Genomic DNA, 21,677 nt, shown 5'->3' with positions numbered 1-21,677 from the left:
TGTCTGCCTTACAGATCGAATGACCGGAGTCGGCGTTGGACCGCTTCGTCCGGAATGGTGTGTTGTGGTACGGCTCGGACGCCTGCGATGACCGCTCCCGAGTAGGCCGGGAAGTTCACTGTCGAGACCTCGTGGAGCGCGACCTCGTGCAGGGTGCGCCGACTCCGGTTACTGGACCAGGTCTGCCGAATCGGGCGAAACCCGATTGACAGCGAGTCGAGCGCGCCGTCGCGGATGAGTTCGAGGGCTTCGTCGCCGGCCCGGGTCTGGGACACCCGGAACTCGCCGTAGAGTCCGGCGGAGTCCTCGCGGAGGAGTGTCGCCCGGCCCAGTGGCATCGAACGCGAATCGTGGTGCGCTAGAAACTTGACCCGGTCACCACGCTCGGCGATGGTGCGGGAGAACGCTCCTCGAAGGATCTGTTCCTCGTACTCGCCCTCGAAGTCCCGGATCGGTGTCGGGGTCGAGAAGGGTACGCAGATGCCTACGACTGTCCGGCCGTCGCCGCCACGGATTTCGAGGTCCGCCTCGGTGGCACGGGTGATCAACTTGCTCATGGGTTCTCGCTCAATGGGTGGGAGAGGCACGGTGTGCCGTCGAATCCGATCCCCGGCGACGAACGTGGAGGCGGCTGGACCATTCCAGCGCTCCGGCGATGCGCTCGGTGACGCAGGCGAACTCGGTGTTGACGCTCGACCCTTGGGTGGGCGAATCTCGTCGGTACCGCTCGGCGTGCTTGAATCGGATTCTACGGCACTACTTCAGTCGAACCAATTCTCCGGAATCGTGTCGGGTAGCAACGCCGCCGGAAGGTAGTCCGTGCAAGCCTCCGGCATCTCGAGGTCGTCGTCGTCCAGCAGCCAGTCACGCTCGACCGCCGCGAGCAGGATTCCGTTCAGGGTTATCCAGTAGGCCTCGGGGTCACCGTCGATGGTGACGAGATCGATCATGCCGCCGGACCCGTATTGCGCTCGTTCCTCGTCGGTGAGAGCTGCCAGTGCGATCTGAGCGGTCACACGAACCTTCTGGTATGCGGTCGCCGAGAACGTCTCATCGGAATTCTCAATGCTCATTTGCTCTCTCCATCTTCGTGATCGGGTTCTGGGGTACTCATATGGGTTCTGGTCCGTTCGAGCGCCTGGGGGCCGTACATGGCCAGCAAGAGCAGCTCGGCGGTTGTGGGGGTCACGGCGAGCGCGGGCCTGCGGCCGGGCGTACCCAGGATGGTCGCGAGGTCGTCGTCGTGTTCGCGTCGGAGTCGCCGTTGTCGTCGTCGGGGTGTCTCCAGGTGCGGAGTCGGGTCGGTGCCGGTGACCGGGTTCTGGCCGTGATGCTTCATCGCCTGGCCTCGCTGAACATCCGGTTCGCCTGCCACTCCGAGACGGCTCGCTCGTCGATCGTCCTGCGTCCGTACGGGAGGCTGTACTCCCCGCCGACCACCCGACTCTCGGACACGAGCGCGCCCAGTGCGGCGGCGATTGCCCGTGGCGAGGCGGCGGGATAGGTGCGCCGGATCGCCTGTTGGAGATGGCTGTACGTGAGCGTTCTCGTCGGACTGGCGAGGAGTGCCCGGATCGCGGATTGCTTCAGCGCCTCGATGATTTCGTCGTCAATGTCTTGCATTGCGTTGCCGTTCATTAGGTTTGGATTGCCTGCTCTTACCTGAATCGCCGTTCAGGTGGTATAGTTATTGGTGTTGACCCGCAACTCCGTTCGGAGGTTCCCATGTCCGCACCCGCCATCGATCCGAAGATCACGTCGACGACGCCGCGTTGGGCAGTGCCGACCATCCCGCTCGCCGGTGAGGTCTGGTACCGGCCCGGCGAGCGCGTCGAGCGCACCCCGATCGGAACCTTGGGTCACGTGATCTGCGTCCTCTAGATCGATCGTCTCGCAGTGCCCCGCCCGGGAGAGATCGTCCGTCGCCCTGGGCGGGGCATTCTGCTGCCTGGGGGTCGCCCTGGGCCCCTACCCCCTGCTCCCGTAACGGGAGTCGCTCTCCGTGACGCTCAGCCGGTCGTGATCGCCGTTCAGCAATGCGCGCTTCATCTTCCGACATCGCTCGACGATGTTCGGTAGGTCGGCAGGAGCACGGATGACCAGTCCGACGTAGGCGCAGCGCTCGTGCACCGGGTACGCGATCGGGGAGTCGTGCGCCAACCAGGACAGCGCCACAGCAACGGCGCGCGTCTGATCGGTGAGACGATCGTTGTCCAGACCCTCCCAATACAGCGAGACGAATACGACCGAGTCGCCGTCCTTCTCCGCCTGGGTCAGCTCGACGAAGAGATCTTCGGGATCGAACAGTGCGCTCATATGATCATCCCGTCGATCTTGCGTAGCCAGTCCGGTGCGCTGCCTACCTTGAGCGCGGACGCGTCGGTGACGCCCCCGGCGGCATCCGGCGCGGTAGCGCCTTCGTCACTCTCACTCCCTCCAACCTCACTACGTGGGTTGGATTGAGTTTGGTGAGTTGAGTAGACAGACGGATCTGATGCGGATTCCGTGCGGATCCCGTGCGGATGCTCGGTCTGCCACGTCTTGAGGTCGCCGTTCTTGTGGCAGTTGAAGTTGCGGTAGGGATCGCAGAGTGAGTGGTTGCCCGTCTTGTGGGAGTCCCACGCTTTGTGACGCGCCGCCTCGTCCTTGATCTTCTCCGCGCTCCGTTGACTGCTCCAGTCGATCTGCCACCCGGGCCTTCCATCACGCTCGGACGGTAACGCCAGTCCGACCGATTCCAGTCGCGCCAGCGCGGTATGGGGGTCGTGGTGCAGGGTCGCTCTCCGGAGCGCGTGCGCCGGGATGAAGCCATCTGTAAGCGCGCTCATCGAATAGGCCCGGAACTCGAGCAGCATCAGCAGGACCGAGCGTCCAGTGTCGTCGTCCTGCATCTGCAGTACCCGGTCGTCGTCGAAGAATTGCGGCTCGATGAGCGGACCGTACTTCGTGCTCATTCCGACACCACCGCCCGGCCAACGGTGCCTTCGTCGATATCGCGGAGGTCGTGAAGCTCGGCTTCGGCAGCCGTGGCGACTTCGGTCGCCGCCCTCGCCTTCCGGCGGCTCGCGGCCGATTTCAGTGAGAGTCGGAGGAGGTGGGCCTTGCGGGCGTGCTCGGCGCGTATCGCCCGTTCGGCAGGAGTGAGCGTTCCGTCCGGGTCTACCTCGCGCTCGAAGCGTTCGAGCTGGGCCTTGCGGGCATTGGCCGTGCGCGCGGCCCTGTCGGTCGTGTTCGCCCAGGATTGGTGCGCGGCGAGACGTGCGCGGAGAGTGCGTTCGGAATCGGGTACAGACATAGTGAAGACTCCACTGAGTTCGTGGTTGGTTGGACTATCTGGCGCGGCTCCGAAGAAGCGTTGGCCGTCCGGACCCGACCGTTCGTCTCCGTGATGCGCCAGGATGCCTTCACATGTCCTGGGCTTTCGATCCCTCCCCGACACGGCCTCCGGACCGGCCTTGGGGAGCGACGTTCACTCTACGCCGACAGCGAGCACACGGGTGGTGACACCAGGGGTGTCGGTAACCGCTAGACGCGGTCGCCCCGTCGCAGCCGTTTCACGGACTCGCGCGCCCGTATATCGGCACCGCTGGCTCCGTACCGGTCGAGCATGGCGTCCGAGCGCCAACCCATCAGCCGCTTCAGGTCGCGCTCCTGTCCACCGGCGAGGAGGAAGTCGTGCGCGTTGGTGTGCCGGAACCGGTGCGGGTTCATTCGTCCGTCGATGCCCGCCATCTGCGCGCGCACCTGTAGGCGCTCCCGTACGCCGTCCGTGGAGAACGGGCCGCGCTCCCCGAGAAAGAGCGCCCCCAGAGATGCGTGCCGGTGCTTGCTCCGTTCCCGCAGATACCGGTCGAGGGCCTGGCCTGTCTTCGCGCCGAAATACGCGGCCCGGACCCGTGACCCTTTGCCGGTGACGACGACGGTCTCCGCATCCAGGTCGAGGTCGTCCAGCGTGATGCCCGTCAGTTCGGAGACCCGGAGCCCACAGTCCAGCAGAAGCCGGACCATGGCCATGTCGCGTCGATCGCGGAAGTGCGTCCCCTTGCACGCCGCGATGAGCTTCTTCAGGTCGGCGTCGTCGAGCACGGGCACCGGCGGCGGCACCGGATTCTTCACCTTGATACCGACCAGCGGATCTTTGTCGACGATGCCCTCGGCGACCAGCCAACCGGTGAACCGACGCAACCCGCGCCACCTCGTCTTGATCGTCCCGTCCGTGAGTCCGCGTCCGCGCAACGACTCGAACCAGGCGAGAACGTTTTCGCGGGTGAGGTTGTCCAGGTCGGCGCGCTGGTCGTTCTCGACGAGCCATCGAGCCAGGTACCGGACCGACTGGCCGTATATCACCAGGGTCCGGTCGGCCTTCCCCTCCACGCGGAGCGCGCGGTTGAAGGAGCGTTGCAGGGATTCTAGCGACTCGGTCACTCTTCCAGGTTATCCGGCGAGTGAGCCGAGTGCTAACAACGATCTGGTCTCGTTCGGAGCTATTTTGCCTGGTTACGGTCCTTATCCCGACTCGGTTGTACCCGCTTGGGTTCCCCGGGCATTTTGGGGTAATTGGGCGGATACGGGAGATCGCCGAGGCCGTTCGCGGCGTCCCGTTCCGCCATCTCCAGCAGCACTTCGAGGGATTGCGCCACGTCACCCATGGTCGCCATCGGGTCGCCGCGTTTCTCGAGCAGCGCGGGCACCGTCGCGATGGTGAAGTCGTCGGGGTGGACGTCGACGAGTTCCTCCCAGGTGACCGGCGTCGACACGGTCGCGATCGGCGTCTTGCGGGCCGAGTAGGCGGACGCGATGGTCTTGTCCCGGGCGTTCTGGTTGAAGTCGAGGAAGATGCGTTCGCCGCGTTCCTCCTTCCACCAGGACGTGGTGGCCCGGTCGCCGCTGCGCCGCTCGATCTCCCGCGCCAGGGCGATGCCCGCGCGCCGCACCTCGATGAAATCCCAGCGCGGCTCGATGCGGAGGTACACGTGCAGGCCGCGACCGCCCGAGGTCTTGGGATAGCCGATCAGACCGAGTTCGTCCAGCAGCGGCCGGAGCACGTCCAGCGCGACCGCCCGGGCGTCGTCGAATCCGGTGCCGGGCTGCGGGTCCAGGTCGATGCGCAGTTCGTCGGGGTGATCGACGTCGGGGCAGCGCACCGCCCACGGATGGAACGTGATGTTGCCCAGGTTCGCCGCCCACACGATGTTCGCGGCGCTGCGCACGCGGAGCACGTCGGCCTTGCGGCCGGACGGGAACGTGACCTCGCACGACTCGACGTGGTCGGGGCGCTTCGCGGGCACCCGCTTCTGGTAGATCTCCTCGCCCTCGATCCCGTCCGGGAATCGTTGCAGGTGCGTCGGGCGATCGAACAGGGCGCCCAGCAGGGCACCGTTCAGCGCCACCGTCCGGTAGTACTCCACCAGGTGCCGTTTCGTGCCGCCGTCGGCACCGAGTTTCGGGTAGTAGATCTTGTCGGGACTCGACAGCCGCACGGCGACGCCGTCGACGTCGAGTTCTTCGGCAGGACTCGCCATCTAGGAACCTCCGGCCAGGACGTCGGCAAGGTCGTATCGCACCGGGACCTCCAATTGTTGGTACGTGCACTCGTCGGGTGTCCGGTCCGGGCGCCAACGCAGGAACCGCGCGGCGTGCCGGAACCGGGCACCCTCCATCTGGTCGTACGCCACCTCGACGACGCGTTCGGGTCGCAGCGGCACCCAGGTACGGTCGTTGCCGGACTGCCACCGCGTCGGCGCCCCGTCCGCGACGACGTCGTCGCCGACCCGCAGTTCGTCGAGTTCGGCGAGCAGTTCGATCCGCCGCGCCGCCGTGAACGCCGACGCCCCACCGACCATCGCCATCTGGTCGCCGTCGTACAGTCCGAGCAGCATCGACCCGATTCCCGGCTGGCTCTTGTGCGGCCGGTATCCGATGACGACGCAGTCGGCGGTGCGGGCGTGCTTCACCTTCACCATTTCCCGCTTGTTCGGCAGGTACGGCCCCACCAGCTTCTTCGCCACCACCCCGTCGAGGCCTGCCCCCTCGAACGCCTCGAACCACTCGGTGGCCGTCGCACTGGATTCGGTGGCCGCGGTGACGTGGCAGGAGGGCCCGCCGCCGATGGTGTCGACGAGTTGCGCGCGACGCACAGCGAAGTCCTCCTGACTCAGGTCGCGGTCGCCCAGGGCCAGCAGGTCGAACGCGACGAACTGGGCCGGGGTCTTCTCCGCCAGCATCGTCACCCGGCTCTCCGCGGGATGAATGCGCTCCGACAACGACTCCCAGTCGAGGCGGGTGCGTCCGTCGATGTTGCGCGGGACGACGAGTTCGCCGTCCACCACGCACCGCTCGGGTAGTTCGTCCTTCACGGCGCGGACGAGTTCGGGAAAGTACCGGGCCAAGTCTTTTCCGCCGCGGGAACCGAGCACCACCTCGTCGCCGTCGCGGAAGACCAGGACGCGGAATCCGTCCCATTTCGGTTCGTACGACCAGGCGAGTCCGGACTCCGGTTGCGCCGGAACGGACGACGCAGCCTTCGCGAGCATCGGTTGTAACGGGGGCATCACGGGGAGGTCCACCCGTCCATACTGTCACCACGATTGGCAAATCGGACAGCGATGTAATCAAATAATGCGCGACACGGCAATCGCGGTGGACACGGTCGAGGTGGCACGGTCATCTCAGAGGCACGGGTGGCGGGACGTCACCCGACGGAGGGGTCAGACATGACAGGGTTAGTTCGGCGGGTGTGTACCGCGGTCGTCGCGTTGTCGGCGACGGCAGTTCTGGTGGCAGGGTGCGGTTCGGACACGACGCCCACCGCGGTGCCGGAGTCGGGTGCCTCCGCAGCCACCTCCACGAGCGAATCGACCACCGTGATCGACGGGCAGGAAGGCGAGGACGCGGGCGGCGACGTCGACTTCGAGGTCGCGATCGGTGAGTGCGTGAAGCTCGGCGGCACCGTCACGGACGCCGAGATCGACAAGGCGGTGTGCGGCAGCCCCGATTCGAACTACAAGGTGATCGCGAAGGCCGCGAAGAACAGCCAGTGCATCAGCGACGCCGACTCGTACTACTACGAAACCCTCGGCGGCATCGAGCAGGGCGCGATCTGCCTCGACGTGGACTGGGTTATCGGAGGCTGCATGGACGTCGGTGGCGAGGATCCCGCGCGCATCGAGTGCGGTGACACGAAAGCCGTCGACGGGGTGAAGGTGACGGAGATCGTGCAGGGCGCCACGTCCGTGGACTCGTGCAGCACGTCGTCCAACGGCTACGAATACTCCGAACGCAAGTTCGTCGTCTGCGTCGACGAACTCTGACGGCGGGCGCAGGCCGGCTGCGGGTCTCGCCCGCAGCCGGCCTCGCTCACAACCAGCCCCGGCGTTTGAAGATCGTGTACAGCCCGGCGCAGGTGAGCATCATCAGCGACAGCGCGAACGGATACCCGCCGACCCAGTGCAGTTCGGGCATGTGGTCGAAGTTCATGCCGTACACGGTTCCGATCAGGGTGGGCGCGAAGAGGATCGCCGCCCACGCCGAGACCTTCTTGATCTCCTCGTTCTGCGCGTAACTGGCCTGGGTCAGGTTGCGCATCTCCTCGTTCTGCTCCTGCGACACCAGGGTGGCGTTGACGGTGAGGATGTTCCCGAGCAGCTGACGGAACCCGTCCGCCCGCTCGACGACGACCGTCGCGTGGTCTGTGACGTCACGCAGGTACCGCTGCAACTCCTCGTCGGTGTTGTACTTCTCGAAACCCTGCGACAACCCGCGCAGCATTCCGAGCAGCGGCCTTGTGGCCCTCTGGAATTCGATGACCTCGCGGGTGAGTTCGTAGATGCGCCGCGACACGCCGGGCGCTCCGCTGAACACCTCGGTCTCGATCTCGTCGATGTCGTTCTGCAGCCCGGCGACCACCGGCGCGTACCCGTCGACGACGGCATCGAGGATGGCGTAGAGCACGGCCTCGGGTCCGAGCCGGAGCAGGTCCGGGTTGCTCTCCATCCGCCTGCGGACCGCCGACAGGTCGGGGGATTCGCTGTGCCGGACCGTGAGCACGAACGTCGGACCGCAGAAGACGTGCAGCTCACCGAATTCGACGCGCTCGGTCTCGTCGCAGTACCGCGCGGCGCGGAGCACCACGAACAGCGTCTTGCCGTAACGCTCCAGCTTGGGCCGCTGGTGGGCGACGATCGCGTCCTCGACGGCCAGCTCGTGCAGATCGAATTGCTTTGCCGCCGCGTACAGCTGGGCGTCGTTGGGCCGGTACATCCCGATCCACGCCATCGACGCCGCATCCGGCAGGCTCGCGAGCGCCTCCGACAGCGTGGCCGGGGTGGCCGTCTTCCGGCCGTCGCGATAGACGGCGCTGTTGACGACCGTTTCCTCCGCGGGCGTCGGTTCGACGGCGCGGCGTGTGACGGCGTGACCGGCGGCCGCATCGGACAGACCGGCGGAGCGGCTGGGCAGGAGGGAACGGATCGGGCGCAACTGAGGCATGGCACGGGGCTTTCGAGGGAAAAGGGCAGCGCGGGACGGCGCTGAGGAACACGGACCGTGAAACCGCGCACCTACCGGTGGAACGGTTTCAGTTGGTACTGGGAGGTTGGCTTCTCATCGGATGCCACACCTCCTTACCCTCTCGAAAACGCAGTTCACGACCTCGGCGAACTGCAGACCGCAGGACACGATACCCCTGGCGACCGGCCACGACAACCTGGGATCCCCGCCGTGTCGGTCCCGGATCCGGCGCCTCCCGCGGCAGATACTGGGCGCGCACCGAATCACCACCGAAAGGCCCCCATGACCAGCTGGTCGGACAGACCGATCTGCGCGTTCGATCTGGAGACGACGGGGCCCGACCCCAGCGACGCCCGTATCGTCTCCGCATGCATCGCCGTCGTCGACGCTCACCACTTCGAGTCGCGCACCTGGTTGCTCGACCCGGAGGTTGCCATCCCGCAGGGCGCGTCGGACGTGCACGGAATCTCCACGGAGTACGCCCGGGTTCACGGGCAGGACTACGCCACCGGGTACGGCGAGATCCGCGACGCCCTGTACGACGCGTGGACCCGGGACCACGCCGTCGTCGCGTTCAACGCGTCCTACGACCTGACCGTCATGCACACCGAGGGTCTGCGGCTCGGGCTGCCCGAACTCGTCACCGGCATCGTCGTCGACCCGTACGTCATCGACCGCGAGATGGACCGGTACCGGAAGGGCCGGCGCACCCTCGGCGCGGTGTGCGAGTACTACGGCATCGCACTGGAGGACGCCCACGAGGCGGAGGCCGACGCGCTCGCCGCCGCACACCTCGCCCGGAGGCTGGCCCAGGAGTTCCCGAATCTGCGGGCCCTCGACATCATGACCCACCAGGCCGACTGGCACGCGGAACGGCAGCGCGACTTCGCCGACTACCTCGTCCGGCAGGGGCGCGACGCGTCGGACGTCAACGGCGAGTGGCCGATTCGCGGCCTCACCCCGTTCCGCATCGCCTGACCCTGGTCACGGCCGGTCGGTGAGCGCGCGCGAGAGCACCGGCCCGATGACGGCGAGGGACTGCGGCTCGATCATGTCGTTGTGCCCGCAGTCCACGGGCTGCTCGTCGATCCGGCCGGTGACGAGCGGCCGCCATTCGCCGGCCGAGTGCGCGCGGGCGGTCCCGTCCCCGTCGCCGGTGGCGTGGAAGACGAGCAGGTCCCCGTCGTAGGCCCGGGGCACGAAGTGGTGCGCGAGCCACCGGGAGTTCTCGTAGCCGGCGGAGATCCGTTCGAGGTCGCGTCCCCGCACACCCGTCTCGGTACCGAACGACTCGTCGATCAGCCGCGCCGCGTGCTCGTACGTCATCTCGGCGTCCGGGTCGGCCTGCAGTCCCAGCCCACGCAGGAGGTCCCGGATGTCCAGCCTGCCGGACGGCGGCTCCTCGCCGCCCACGGGATAACTGTCCATGACGGCCAGCGTGCCGACCTCCTCGCCCGCCGTCTGCAGTTCGACGGCCATGGCGTGCGCGATGACCCCGCCGAGCGACCAGCCGAGCAGATCGTAAGGACCGGTGGGCTGAATCGCCCGCATCTCCTCGATGTAGCGGTGCGCCAGCTGCTCGATCGTCCGGTAGTCGCCGTCCCCGCTGATCGTGGGCAGTTGCAGCCCGTACGCGGGCCGGTCCGGCGGGAGGTACTGCACCAGACCGGCGTACCCCCAGGACAGCCCGATTCCCGGATGCACGCAGAACAGTGGCCTGCCGCTGCCCTGCGCTCGCAGCGGAATCACGACGGCGAGTGCCTCTTCCAGGCCTGTGCTCCGGTGCGGAAGGTCGAGGCGGCCTGCGATCCCCGCCGGGGTGGGGTCGAGGAACATCCACTGCAGCGGAACCCGCCGATCCAGTTCGGCCTGCAGCCTGCTGACGATCCTGGTGGCGAGGAGGGAGTTTCCGCCGAGATCGAAGAAGCTGTCGGCGGTGCCCACCCGGTCCAGCCCGAGAACCGACGCGAAGACGTCCACGACGATGCGTTCGGTGTCCGTGGCCGGGGCCCGGAACGCGGCACCGGTGGAGCCGAACTCGGGGGCAGGCAACGCCTTCCGGTCGAGTTTGCCCACCGGGGTCATCGGTATCCGGTCGAGCACGACCACCGCGGACGGCACCATGTGGGCGGGCAGGCGCTCGGACGCGTAGGTGCGCAGCCCGGCGGGCTCGACGTCCTGTCCGTCCTGAACCCGCACATACGAGGCGAGCACGGTGTCGCCGGACGGGCCGGTGTGACCGACGGTGGCGGCGAAGGCCACGGCGGGGTGCCTGCCGAGCACGGCGTCGATCTCCCCGAGTTCGATGCGGAAGCCACGGACCTTGACCTGGAAGTCGCTGCGGCCCAGATACTCCAGGGTGTAGTCGCTTCTCCAGCGCACCACGTCGCCGGTCCGGTACATCCGGCAGCCGGGCTCCCCGAAGTTGCAGGCCACGAATCGTTCCGAGGTGAGCGCAGGCCGGTTGTGGTACCCGCGCGCCATACCCGGCCCGGCGATGTACAACTCGCCGGGCACCCCGGCAGGCACGGGCTGCAGCCGCTCGTCGAGGGCGAGGAACGCGAATCCCAATGCGGGCGAACCGATGTTCACACCGTCGCCGGGGCGCATCGGGGCGCTGACACTCGCCTGGATGGTGGTCTCGGTGGGTCCGTACCCACTGTGCAGGCTCCGGCCCGGCGCCCACCGCGCGACGACCTCCGGCGGGCACGCCTCGCCCACCAGGTCGAGGACGCGGAGCGAATCGAGTCCGTCGTTGTCGAGCGCCGCGAGTGCGGTCGGGGTGATGGTCGCGTGAGTCACCTGCTCGCGGCGGAACAGGTCCGCCAACTCGCTGCCCCCGAGGACGGCGGGCGGCACGATCACGACCTGTGCCGACGCGCTGAACGCCATCATCAGTTCGAACACGGAGGCGTCGAAACTCGGGGACGCCAGTTGCGACACCCGGGACTCGTGGGTGACCTGGAACCGTTCGTGCGTCTCCGCGGTGAAATCGGCCATCCCCCGGTGGGTGACGGTGACGCCCTTCGGTCTTCCGGTCGACCCGGACGTGTAGATGAGATAGGCCGGATGGGCGAGGTGCAACGGACTCGTCCGGTCCTCGTCGGTGACCGGCGCGGGCGATACCGCTGCCACCTGCGCGGCGACCTCCTCGTCGTCGAGCATCAGCCACGGGACGGTGTCCGGCAGGTCGCCGCGGCGACTTCTCACGGTGAGGCCGAGTGCGGCCCGGCAGTCGGTGAGCATGTAGTCGATGCGCTCGCGCGGATAGGTGGGGTCGACGGGCACGAACGCCGCACCGGCCTTGGTGATCGACCAGATCGCGACCACCGATTCGATCGATCGGGGCATTCCGACGGCCACGAACGTCTCCGGTCCCACCTCACGGCCGCGCAGGATCCGCGCCCACCGGTTGGACCACTCGTCGAGTTCGCGGTAGCTGACCTGCCGATCCTCGTAGGACAGGGCCACCGAGTCGGGGTCGAATGCGGCGGCAGCGGTCAGCAGGTCGGGCCACAACTGCGCTCGCACGTCCGGCTCGCCGCGGGCCGGCGCCATCGCCTTCAGCTCCGCCTCGTCGAGCAGCGGGAGGTCGCCGACCGGCCGGTCGGGGTTCGCCGTGACGGCGTCGAGGATCCGCACGAACCGGTCGGCGAACCCGCGGACGGTGCCGGCGTCGAAGAGGTCGGTGGCGAAATCGACGGCGCCGCTCATCCCCGCCGGTCCACCGTCCGCGTCGAACTCCTCCGCCAGCAGGAATTCGAGATCCACCTTGACCACGGCGAGCCCGGAGTCGATGCCGCGGACGTCCAGCCCCGGCAGCGTCAGGACGGGCCGCTCGTTGTTCTGGAATTCCAGCGAGACCTGGACGAGCGGGGCATACGCCGTCGAGCGGGTCGGCCCGACCGCGTCCACCACCCGCTCGAACGGAACGTCGGCATGGGCGAACGCCCCGAGGTCGACGTCCCGGCAGTGCGCGGCCAGGGCGGTGAACGACGCGGCCGCATCCACCCGGGTGCGGAGCGCGAGCGTGCCCACGAACATGCCGATGAGTCCGTCGAGTGCGGGATCGCCCCGGCCGGCGATCGGGGTGCCGACGGCGACGTCTGCGGTGCCGCCGAGCCGACTGAGCAACACCGCCAGGGCCGCGTGCACGGTCATGAACTCCGTGGAGCCCAGACGTCGCGACAGCTCCCGGATCCGTCGATGCAGGTCGGCGTCGACGGAGAAATGGATGCGCGCACCGCGGAACGACTGCTGGGACGGACGATCCCGGTCGGTGGGCAGTTCCAGCAGGTCGGGGGTGCCCGCCAGCGCGGTCGTCCAGTAGTCGAGCTGCCGCGACAGCAGCGACTCGGGGTCGTCCTCCGAACCGAGCAGTTCCCGCTGCCACAGGGCGTAATCGGCGTACTGCACCGGAAGCGGTGCCCAGTCGGGCGCTCCGCCGGACGCGCGGGCGCCGTACGCCGCCATCACGTCGCGCACCAGCGGGCCCATCGAGAACCCGTCCGCCGAGATGTGGTGCACCACCACGGCGAGGACGTGCTCGGTGGCGCTCAGCGAATACAGTCCGGCCCGCAGCGGAAGCTCCACGGTGACATCGAAACCCGCGGAGACGAGCCGGGACACCTCGTCCCGCAGGTGCTCTTCCGCGACGGGGACGGGGACCAGCGCGGGCACCGCGCCTGCGGCGGGCAGGATCTGCTGAACCGGCCAGTCCCCGCGGACCGGGAACATCGTGCGCAGCGACTCGTGCCGGACGAGGACGTCGGTGAGGGCCGAGTTCAGCGCTCCCACATCGAGATCCCCACTCAGTGTCACCACGATCGGGATGTTGTAGGCGGCCGAGGTGGTGTCGAGCTGGTTGACGAACCACATCCGCTGCTGCGCGAACGACAGCGGAATGTCGTCGGGCCGGGTGCGGGCCGCGAGCACCGGACGGCCGGACGGTCCCGCCCCGGACTGCTCGATCCGCGCCGCCAGCGCCGCGACGGTGGGCGCCTCGAACAGGTCCCGCACCCCGCAGTCGGTGCCGAGCAACGCGCGCAGCCGCGCCGTGACCCGGGTGGCGCTCAGGGAGTTGCCGCCGAGGTCGAAGAAGTCGGCGTCGGCGCCGACCCGGCCGAGAGCGAGTACGTCCGCGAAGACACCGGCCACCGTCTCCTCGATCGGACCGGCCGGACTCCGGTAGTGCCCCGCCCCGGACAGCAGGTCGGGCTCCGGCAGCGCCGCGCGGTCCAGCTTGCCGACGGCCGTCAGCGGAATGCGTTCCAGCACCGTGATCGAGGTCGGCACCATGTGCGGCGGCAGACGGTCCGCCAGGTGCCGCGTGAGTTCTGCGGTGTCGAGGGAGGAGCCCGAAGACGGTACGACGTAGGACACCAGCAGGGTGTCGCCTGCGGGACCGCGGTGCGCGAGAGTGGCCGCGAATCCGACGTTCGGCTCCGACATGAGCGTGGCGTCGATCTCGCCGAGTTCGATGCGGAAGCCGCGCACCTTGACCTGGAAGTCGGTGCGGCCCACGTACTCGATGCTGTGGTCCGGCGTCCAGCGCACGATGTCGCCGGTGCGGTACATCCGCTCGCCGGGCCGGAACGGGTCGGCGACGAACCGTTCGGCTGTCAGTGCCTGGCGGCGGTGGTAGCCGCGGGCCAGACCCGCCCCGGCGAGATACAACTCGCCGGCAACACCGACGGGGACCGGTTGCAGCCGGGTGTCGAGCACCAGTTCCGTCACGCCGCGGATCGGACCGCCGATGGTGATCCGCTCCCGCGGGACCATCGGTGCGCCGATGTTGGACATGATCGTGGTCTCGGTCGGTCCGTACGCGTTGTACAGGCGGCGGCCGGGCGCCCAGCGGGCGACGAGTTCAGGTGGGCACGCCTCGCCCCCGAACACCAGGTCAGTGAGGTGGGCCAGCCCCGCAGGATCGAGCGACGCCAGCGCGGCGGTGGTGATGAACGCGTGGGTGACGTTCCGGTCGGCCAGCAGCCGCGCGAGTTCGTCGCCGCCGAACACGGTGGGCGGCGCGATCACCATTGTCGCGCCGGCGCCGAACGCCTGGAGATACTCGAACAGCGACCCGTCGAAGCTCGGGGTGGAGAAGTGCAGCGTCCGGGATTGCGGTGTCGCCCCGAAACGTTCGAGTTGGTCGAGGGCGAAGTTGTCGAGACCGCGGTGGGTGACCACCACACCCTTCGGCAGGCCCGTGGACCCCGACGTGTAGACGGCGTACGCGGCGGTGTCCAGCGTGACCGGTCCGCTCCGGTCGGCGTCGGTCACCGGTGTCCCCGGACGCTCGGCGCACTCGACCGCGAAGCCGGGTTCGTCGAGCAGCAGCCAGCGCGCGTCCCCCGGGAGCCGGTCCCGGTACCCGGTCGTGGTCAGGCCGAGCGTGACTCCGGAATCGACGAGCATGTGGGTGATGCGCTCGTCGGGGTAGTTCGGGTCGATCGGCACGAACGCTGCACCGGTCTTCGCGACCGCCCACACCGACAGCACCGAGTCGAGGGACCGCGGAATCCCGATGGCCACGAACGTCTCCGGGCCCGCCCCGCGCGCGATGAGGGCGCGGGCCAGACGATTCGACTGCTCGTCCAGCTCGCCGTAGGTGACGTCGACGTCCTCGAAGGACAGGGCGACCGCGTGCGCGTCGAGCGCGGCGCCCTCCTCGAAAATCTGCGGCAGTGTGCGGGTCGATCCGCCCGGACTGCCGAGGACCGGCACCAGTTCGGCGCGCTCCCGGTCCGTCAGCAGCGACAGTGCGGCCAGCGGCCGGTCCGGACGGGTGCAGGCGTCGAGCACCCGGAGCACCCGACCCGCGACGTCGGCGACGGTGTCCGCGTCGAAGACGTCCGGGAGGTACTCGAACTTCAGGTGCAGCCGCGCGTCGACCGACGCCACCAGGCTGAGTGGGTAGTGGGCGGCGTCCCGCGCGTCCACCCCGGTGACGCGCATGCCGGCGATGTCGGTGTCGGTGGTGAGCCCGGCGCGGTCGACGGGGTACGACTCGAACACGGTCAACGTGTCGAACCCGACCTCCGGCCCCGCCGCGCCCTGAATCTCGGACAGGCCCAGGTAATGGTGATCCAGCAACGCCGCCTGCTCGGCCTGCACCCGCTCCAGCAATGCGCCGACGGTGTCGCCGGGACGCAGCCTGATCCGCACGGGGAGGGTGTTGATGAACAGGCCGACCATCGTCTCGATGCCCGCCAACTCGGGAGGGCGCCCCGACACGGTGGCACCGAACAGCACGTCGTCGCGGGCGGTCAACGCACCCAGCACGATCCCCCACGACACCTGGAGGAGAGTGTTCACGGTCAGCCCCCGCGAACGCGCGACATCCCGCAACCGGGCGGTGCGCTCCTCGTCGAGGTCGAACACGAACTCGTCGGACATCGTGGACAACCGGTGACCCCGGTCGGCCACATTCCCCGTCGCTCCGCCGGCCAGCAACGTCGGCCCCTCCACCCCGGCGAGCGCCCGGGTCCACACCTCCCGGGAGGTGTCCTGATCGCGGCGGGTCATCCACGCCAGGTAGTCGCGGTATGCGCGGACGCGGGGCAGCGGCGACGCGTCCCCGTCGGTCGCGTACAGCGTCAGCAACTCCCGGACCAGTAACGGCATCGACCAGCCATCGAGCAGGATGTGATGGTTCGTCGACACCAGTCGGTGTCGGTTCGGCCCGGTCGCGATCAGTATGAACCGGATCAGCGGGGCGCGCGTCATGTCGAACGGCCGGACCCGGTCCTCGGCCAGCAGTCGCGTGACCTCGGACGCCGCGGCCTCCTCGCCCAGAGCCGTCAGGTCGACCTCGCGCCACGGTGCCTCCACGCGTGCCCGGACCACCTGAACAGCGTTGCCCTCGGCGTCCCGGAGGAAGCCGGCGCGCAGGTTGTCGTGCCGGGCCAGCAGCGCATCGGCCGCGCGGCGCAGTCGACGCGGATCCACGGCGCCGTCGAGTTCGAGGCTCACCTGCACCAGGTAGGCGTCGAGGGAGTCGTCGGCGAGTTCGGCGTGGAAGAGCATGCCGGCCTGCAGCGGCGACAGCGGCCATACGTCCGTCAGGTCGGGGCAACGGCTTTCGAGCGCCTCGATCCCGTCCTGTCGCAGTGCGACGAGATCGAGGTCCGACGGCGTGAACCCGGTGCCGCCCGACTCCGCGTGGGTGCCGAGGGCGGCGAGGGCCTGCAGCCACAGCTGTGTGAGTTCCTCGACCTCCGCGCAGGTGAGGACCTCCGGTGGGTAGGTCCACGTGGAAGTCAGCTGGGGGCCGTCGTCCGAGTCGACGGTCATGGCATTGATGTCGACGACGGCCGCGACCGGGACGGCCGGGTTCTCACGCAGTCCGGGCTCGTCGACCGGCACCCACCTCTCCGCGGCGCCCGTGGCGGTCCCGCCCATTCTGCCGAGGTAGTTGAAGCTGACCTGAGGCATCGTCAGCGACGAAAGATCCTGCGCTGTTTCGTCATTCAGGTACCGGAGAAGCCCGAAGCCGATGCCGTGGTCGGGAACGGCGAGGAGTTGCTCCTTCACGGACTTGAGTGCGGCCCCCGCTGACGGACCTGCGGCGAACGCGTCGTCGAAGTCGACCCCGCTCAGATCGAGTCGCACGGGGAAGATCGTGGTGAACCAGCCGATGGTGCGTGCGAGATCGGCGCCGGGCACCACCTGCTCTTCCCGGCCGTGGCCTTCGAGCCCCACCAGCGCGCCGGGAAGGTCGACGCCGCGGTGTCGCCGCCATCGCGTCAGCGCCATCGTCAGTGCCGTCAGCAGGGCATCGGCCACGCTGCCGTGGAACGCCCGCGGCACGGTCGTCAGCAACGTCTCGGTCAGCGCGGCGGGCACGCGTACCGTGATGTCCGCGGCGGTGGCGGCAGTGTCCGACGCGGTCAACGGGCGTGACCCCAGCAACGGGTCGGGTGCGTCCAGCGTCGCGCGCCACAGGTCGAGTTCGGCGGCGCGCCGGGGCTCACGCGCGGCGTCGGCGAGGCCGTGCGCCCACCGGCGCATCGACGTCCCCGGCCGCTCCAGGACCGGTGCGCTGCCGGACTGCAGTTGCGCGCACGCCGCGGCGAGGTCGGGGATCAGGATCCGCCAGGACACCCCGTCCATCGCCAAGTGATGCACGACGATCAGCACTCGACCCGGGCGTTCGCCCCCGTCGAACCAGACCGCCTGCATCAGCACGCCCGACTCCGGGTCGAGTCGATCGAGAGCGTCGTCGAATTCGGCGCCGACGGCGTCCGCCCGGCCCCCGCGCAGCACGGTCGCCGCCCGCACCGACCCTTCGGCCTGCACCTCCATCGACCAGCCCGGTTGGGCGCTGGACGTGCGGTACAACCGCGCCCGCAAGACATCGTGCCGGTCCAGCACGGCCTGCAGGGCGCGCGTCAGGGTGTCTTCGGTCATCGTCGCCGGGAGGGTGAACAGCGCGGACTGCGCGTAGCGGCGGAAATCTCCACCCCTGGCGAGCATCCACCGCACGATCGGCGTCAGCACGATCTCGCCGATCCCGCCGCCGGGCAGTTCGTCGAGAACCACCGCCTCGTCGTCCGTCCCGGCTGTCGCGGCCAGCCCGGCAACGGTCTTGCGCTCGAACACGTCCCGCGGCGAGATCAGTACCCCGGCGGCCTTCGCGCGGGTGACCAGCTGGATCGACATGATCGAATCGCCGCCGAGCGCGAAGAAGGAGTCGTCGACACCCACCGAGTCCAGACCCAGGACCTCCGCGAACAGGTCGGCGAGGAGGCGTTCGGTCTCGGTGACCGGTCCGCGGCCCGCGGTCACCCGCTGCCCGAAGTCCGGTTCGGGCAGCGCTTTCCGATCGAGTTTGCCGTTCACCGTCAGCGGCACTGCGTCGAGCACCACCACCGCGGCCGGCACCATGTGCGACGCCAATCGCTCCGCGGCCGCGTCGGCGATCACGGCCGGATCGATCGCGACGCCGGCCTCCGGCACCACGTACCCCACCAACCGGTCGCCGCGCGCCGTCACCGCCGCCTGCGCCACCCCCTCGCTCGCGAGCAGGGCCGACTCCACCTCCCCGAGTTCGATCCGGTAGCCCTTCACCTGCACCTGGAGGTCGTTGCGGCCGAGGTACTCGAGTTGTCCGTGCGCGTTCCACCTGCCCAGATCGCCGGACCGGTACATCCGGGCCCCGGGCACGAACGGGTCGGGAACGAATCGGCCGGACGTGAGGGCGGGCCTGCCGAGGTAGCCGCGCGAGACCTGCGCCCCGGAGACGTACATCTCCCCCACCACTCCCGGCGGCACCGGGTGGAGCCGTCCGTCGAGCACGTACACGTGCAGTCCCGGCAGACCCCGGCCGATCACCGATCCGGACACCTCCTCCACGAGGTCCCGGTCGACCGGCAGGTGGGTGACGTGCACGGTCGTTTCCGTGATGCCGTACATGTTCGCCAGGACCGGCGCGGTGTCGCCCCGCCGGGCATACCAGCGCCGCAGTTGCCCGAAGTCGAGAGCCTCCCCGCCGAAGATCACGTACCGCAGCGACAGCGCGGGGCCGCCGGCGAGGCGATCGGCCTCCGCCAATTGGTAGAAGGCGGTGGGGGTTTGGTTCACGACCGTGACGCGTTCGTCGCGCAGGAGGTCGAGGAACTTCTCGGGCGAGCGCGCCGTGAAGTAGTCCACGAGAACCAGACGGCCACCGTGGGCGAGCGCTCCCCACATCTCCCAGACCGAGAAGTCGAATGCGGCGGAATGGAACATGGTCCAGACGTCGGCCGGTCCGAATCCGAACAGCGTCTGCGTGTTCGCCATCAGGGTGACGACGTTGCGGTGCGAGACCTGCACGCCCTTCGGCTGCCCGGTGGAACCGGAGGTGTAAATCACGTAGGCCACCGAGTCCAGGTGCAGCGGAGTGCGGCGGTCGTCGTCGGTCACCGGAAGCGGCGACAGCGACTGTAGTGCAGTCACGGTCGCGGGGTCGTCCACCACGACCACCGGCACCCCGGAACTTCGGAAGATCTCGGCGTCCGCCGCGGTGGTGAGCACACACCCCGGCCGGGCGTCGCCGAGCAGGAAGGCCAGCCGCTCGGCGGGAGAGGCCACATCCACCGGGAGGTACCCGGCGCCCGCCTTCACCACCGCCACCAGCGCCACGACGAGGTCGACCGACCGCGTCATCCCCACCGCCACCAGTGTTTCCGCGCCCGCCCCCCGCGTCACCAGCAGTCGGGCGAGCCGGTTGGCCCGCTCGTCGAGTTCCCGGTACATCACCGACGAGCCCTCGCAGCGCACGGCTACAGCCTCGCCGTCGGACACCACCGCCCGGTCGAACAGATCGACCAGCGACAACGGTGCAACGTCGGTTCCCGGCCGATGCCCGGAGGTGAGCACGAGTTCGCGTTCGGGCGCGTCCAGGATGTCGACGTCGCCGACGGGTGCGGCCGGGTCGGTGGTCACGGCCCCGATCACCCGCGCGAGGCGCTCCGCGAACCTCTGCACCGACGCACGATCGAAGACGTCCGTCGCGTAGCGGACACCGGCGCTGATCCCGGCCGGTACGCCCTGCTCGTCGACCCGCTCCACCAGGCTCAGCTGCAGATCGAATTTGGCGACGTCCAGATCGACGTCGAGGGACCGGGCGGTCAGTCCGGGCAGTTCCAGGTGGGTGCGGGTGGCGTTCTGGAATTCGAGCAGCACCTGGAACAGCGGTGAGTGCGCGGTGGACCGCTCGGGTGCGAGTTCGTCGACCAGTCGCTCGAACGGCAGGTCTGCGTGCTCGAACGCACCGAGGTCCACCGACCGCACGCCGGTGAGCAACTCGGTGAACGACGATCCCGCGGGGACCGGGGTGCGGAGTACCAGTGTGTTGACGAACATTCCCACGACATCGTCGAGTGCGGCATGGCCGCGGCCCGCGATCGGGGTCCCGACCACCACGTCTTCCGATCCCGAGACCCTCGTCAGCAGCACGGCCAAGGCCGCGTGCACCGCCATGAACAGCGTCGAATTGCTCTGGTGTGCAAGGTCGGCCAGGGTCTTGTGGACGTCCGGTGGGATGTCGAACGGGACGACATCCCCGAGGAGGGACCGCTGCGCGGGCCGTGGCCGGTCCAGGGGTAGCGGCAGCACTTCCGGGATGCCGGACAACGTCCGGGTCCAGTAGTCGAGCAGGCCGGACATCATCGAATCGGGCTGCCTGTCCGTGCCCAGGGCCTCGCGCTGCCACAGGCTGTAGTCGGCGTACTGCACCGGCAGCGGCGCCCAGCCGGGTGCCTGCTGCTGCACGCGCGCCGTGTAGGCGAGCATCACGTCCCGCGCCAGGGGCGCCATCGAGAAGCCGTCGGCCGCGATGTGGTGCACGACGAGGGCGAGGACGTGCCGCTCGGGGGCGAGCCGCAACAGCCGGACGCGAAGCGGAAGGTCCTCGGTGACATCGAATCCGACGCCGAAGAACGCGGCGAGCGAATCCCGGAGCGCACTTTCGGCAACCGGGACCGGTTCGAGGTCGGGAGTGACGAGCGCGGAATCGGCGATCATCTGCCGGGGACCGTCCGCGGAACCGGGGAACACGGTGCGCAGCGATTCGTGTCGCTCCAGGACGTCGCCGAGCGCCGCCCGCAGTGCATCCAGATCGAGCGCCCCGTCCAGTTGCAGCGCGACCGGAATGTTGTAGGCAGGTGAGGAGGTGTCGAACTGGTTGACGAACCACATCCGCTGCTGCGCGAGCGACAGCGGAATCCGCTCGGGCCGCGGCCTCGCGGTGAGCGCCGGAGAGACGGAACTCGTCATCATCTCCGAGTCGATCCGGACGGCCAGATCGGCCACCACGGGTGCGCCGAACAGCGCGGCGACACCGAGATTCGTGTCCAGCGCGCTGTTGATGCGTCCCACTGCCCGGGTGGCGCTGAGCGAATTGCCGCCAAGGTCGAGGAAGCTGTCGTCGGCGCCGACGCGGTCGATGCCGAGGACGGCGGCGAAGGCGGACGCGACCGCTTCTTCCGCGGGTGTCGTCGGCGCGCGGTATCCGCGGGTGGTCGTGCCGAAGTCGGGTTTCGGCAACGCCTTCCGATCGAGTTTGCCGTTCACCGTCACCGGCAACTCCGGCAACACCACCACCACCGCCGGCACCATGAACCCCGGCAACACCACCGCCGCCGACTCCCGCACCGCCCGCTCGTCCACCACCATCCCGGCCGCCG

The 21,677-nt window shown here is 68.8% G+C and carries 15 protein-coding genes; 3 read left to right on the top strand and 12 right to left on the bottom strand.

Translation table 11 applies throughout. The annotated features are described in order from the left end of the window. Positions 1-8: 8 nt before the first annotated feature. The 4 genes from MLGJGCBP_RS41745 to MLGJGCBP_RS41730 form a co-directional block, all read right to left on the bottom strand. Positions 9-557: an HK97 family phage prohead protease gene (locus MLGJGCBP_RS41745; protein ID WP_160103383.1), complete on the bottom strand. Its 549-nt coding sequence runs from the start codon at positions 555-557 to the stop codon at positions 9-11. 204 nt (positions 558-761) lie between these two features. Continuing rightward, the gene (locus MLGJGCBP_RS41740) at positions 762-1,073 is read right to left on the bottom strand and encodes a hypothetical protein (protein WP_160103381.1); all 312 of its coding nucleotides are present in this window, start codon (positions 1,071-1,073) and stop codon (positions 762-764) included. After that, complete coding sequence (locus tag MLGJGCBP_RS41735; protein WP_160103379.1) at positions 1,070-1,339, bottom strand: hypothetical protein; 270 nt, start codon at positions 1,337-1,339, stop codon at positions 1,070-1,072. Before MLGJGCBP_RS41735 ends, MLGJGCBP_RS41740 begins: the two co-directional genes overlap by 4 nt. Continuing rightward, positions 1,336-1,623, bottom strand: a complete 288-nt coding sequence (locus MLGJGCBP_RS41730; protein ID WP_160103377.1) for a hypothetical protein — start codon at positions 1,621-1,623, stop codon at positions 1,336-1,338. Before MLGJGCBP_RS41730 ends, MLGJGCBP_RS41735 begins: the two co-directional genes overlap by 4 nt. A gap of 102 nt (positions 1,624-1,725) precedes the next feature. On the opposite strand from MLGJGCBP_RS41730, the gene MLGJGCBP_RS41725 reads away from it, so the two are divergent. Continuing rightward, positions 1,726-1,881 (top strand): hypothetical protein, encoded by a 156-nt coding sequence (locus MLGJGCBP_RS41725; RefSeq protein ID WP_160103375.1) that lies wholly within the window; start codon positions 1,726-1,728, stop codon positions 1,879-1,881. A gap of 87 nt (positions 1,882-1,968) precedes the next feature. On the opposite strand, the gene MLGJGCBP_RS41720 is transcribed toward MLGJGCBP_RS41725, so the two are convergent. The 6 genes from MLGJGCBP_RS41720 to MLGJGCBP_RS41695 all read right to left on the bottom strand — a co-directional run bounded on the left by MLGJGCBP_RS41720 (position 1,969) and on the right by MLGJGCBP_RS41695 (position 6,566). Beyond that, positions 1,969-2,316 carry a hypothetical protein gene (locus tag MLGJGCBP_RS41720; RefSeq protein ID WP_160103373.1) on the bottom strand — a complete coding sequence of 116 codons (348 nt, stop codon included), beginning with the start codon at positions 2,314-2,316 and terminating at the stop codon, positions 1,969-1,971. After that, positions 2,313-2,954 carry a hypothetical protein gene (locus tag MLGJGCBP_RS41715; RefSeq protein ID WP_160103371.1) on the bottom strand — a complete coding sequence of 214 codons (642 nt, stop codon included), beginning with the start codon at positions 2,952-2,954 and terminating at the stop codon, positions 2,313-2,315. Before MLGJGCBP_RS41715 ends, MLGJGCBP_RS41720 begins: the two co-directional genes overlap by 4 nt. Next, positions 2,951-3,295 carry a hypothetical protein gene (locus tag MLGJGCBP_RS41710; protein WP_160103369.1) on the bottom strand — a complete coding sequence of 115 codons (345 nt, stop codon included), beginning with the start codon at positions 3,293-3,295 and terminating at the stop codon, positions 2,951-2,953. The genes MLGJGCBP_RS41715 and MLGJGCBP_RS41710 overlap by 4 nt, the downstream gene beginning before the upstream one ends. 230 nt (positions 3,296-3,525) lie before the next feature. Further along, entirely contained in the window at positions 3,526-4,425 is a 900-nt protein-coding gene (locus MLGJGCBP_RS41705) for a tyrosine-type recombinase/integrase (protein WP_160103367.1), read from the bottom strand. A 59-nt stretch (positions 4,426-4,484) separates the two neighbouring features. Continuing rightward, positions 4,485-5,522 carry a DNA polymerase domain-containing protein gene (locus MLGJGCBP_RS41700; protein ID WP_160103365.1) on the bottom strand — a complete coding sequence of 346 codons (1,038 nt, stop codon included), beginning with the start codon at positions 5,520-5,522 and terminating at the stop codon, positions 4,485-4,487. Next, positions 5,523-6,566: an ATP-dependent DNA ligase gene (locus MLGJGCBP_RS41695; protein WP_160103363.1), complete on the bottom strand. Its 1,044-nt coding sequence runs from the start codon at positions 6,564-6,566 to the stop codon at positions 5,523-5,525. Between the two features lie 147 nt (positions 6,567-6,713). Here MLGJGCBP_RS41695 and lppU point away from each other — a divergent pair, with 147 nt between their 5' ends. Continuing rightward, positions 6,714-7,310 carry an LppU family putative lipoprotein gene (gene lppU, locus MLGJGCBP_RS41690; protein WP_087556823.1) on the top strand — a complete coding sequence of 199 codons (597 nt, stop codon included), beginning with the start codon at positions 6,714-6,716 and terminating at the stop codon, positions 7,308-7,310. A 46-nt stretch (positions 7,311-7,356) separates the two neighbouring features. On the opposite strand, the gene MLGJGCBP_RS41685 is transcribed toward lppU, so the two are convergent. Next, on the bottom strand, positions 7,357-8,487 hold the full coding sequence (locus MLGJGCBP_RS41685; RefSeq protein WP_087556824.1) for a magnesium and cobalt transport protein CorA: 1,131 nt from the start codon (positions 8,485-8,487) through the stop codon (positions 7,357-7,359). 303 nt (positions 8,488-8,790) lie between these two features. On the opposite strand from MLGJGCBP_RS41685, the gene MLGJGCBP_RS41680 reads away from it, so the two are divergent. After that, positions 8,791-9,486 (top strand): 3'-5' exonuclease, encoded by a 696-nt coding sequence (locus MLGJGCBP_RS41680; protein ID WP_160103361.1) that lies wholly within the window; start codon positions 8,791-8,793, stop codon positions 9,484-9,486. A 6-nt stretch (positions 9,487-9,492) separates the two neighbouring features. On the opposite strand, the gene MLGJGCBP_RS41675 is transcribed toward MLGJGCBP_RS41680, so the two are convergent. Further along, the coding region (locus tag MLGJGCBP_RS41675; RefSeq protein ID WP_160103359.1) for an amino acid adenylation domain-containing protein at positions 9,493-21,677 on the bottom strand (12,185 nt) is incomplete at its 5' end.

The sequence above is a fragment of the Rhodococcus sp. T7 genome (assembly GCF_009872365.1).
Taxonomy (GTDB): domain Bacteria; phylum Actinomycetota; class Actinomycetes; order Mycobacteriales; family Mycobacteriaceae; genus Rhodococcus_F.
This window is presented reverse-complemented; position numbering and strand designations above follow the sequence as displayed.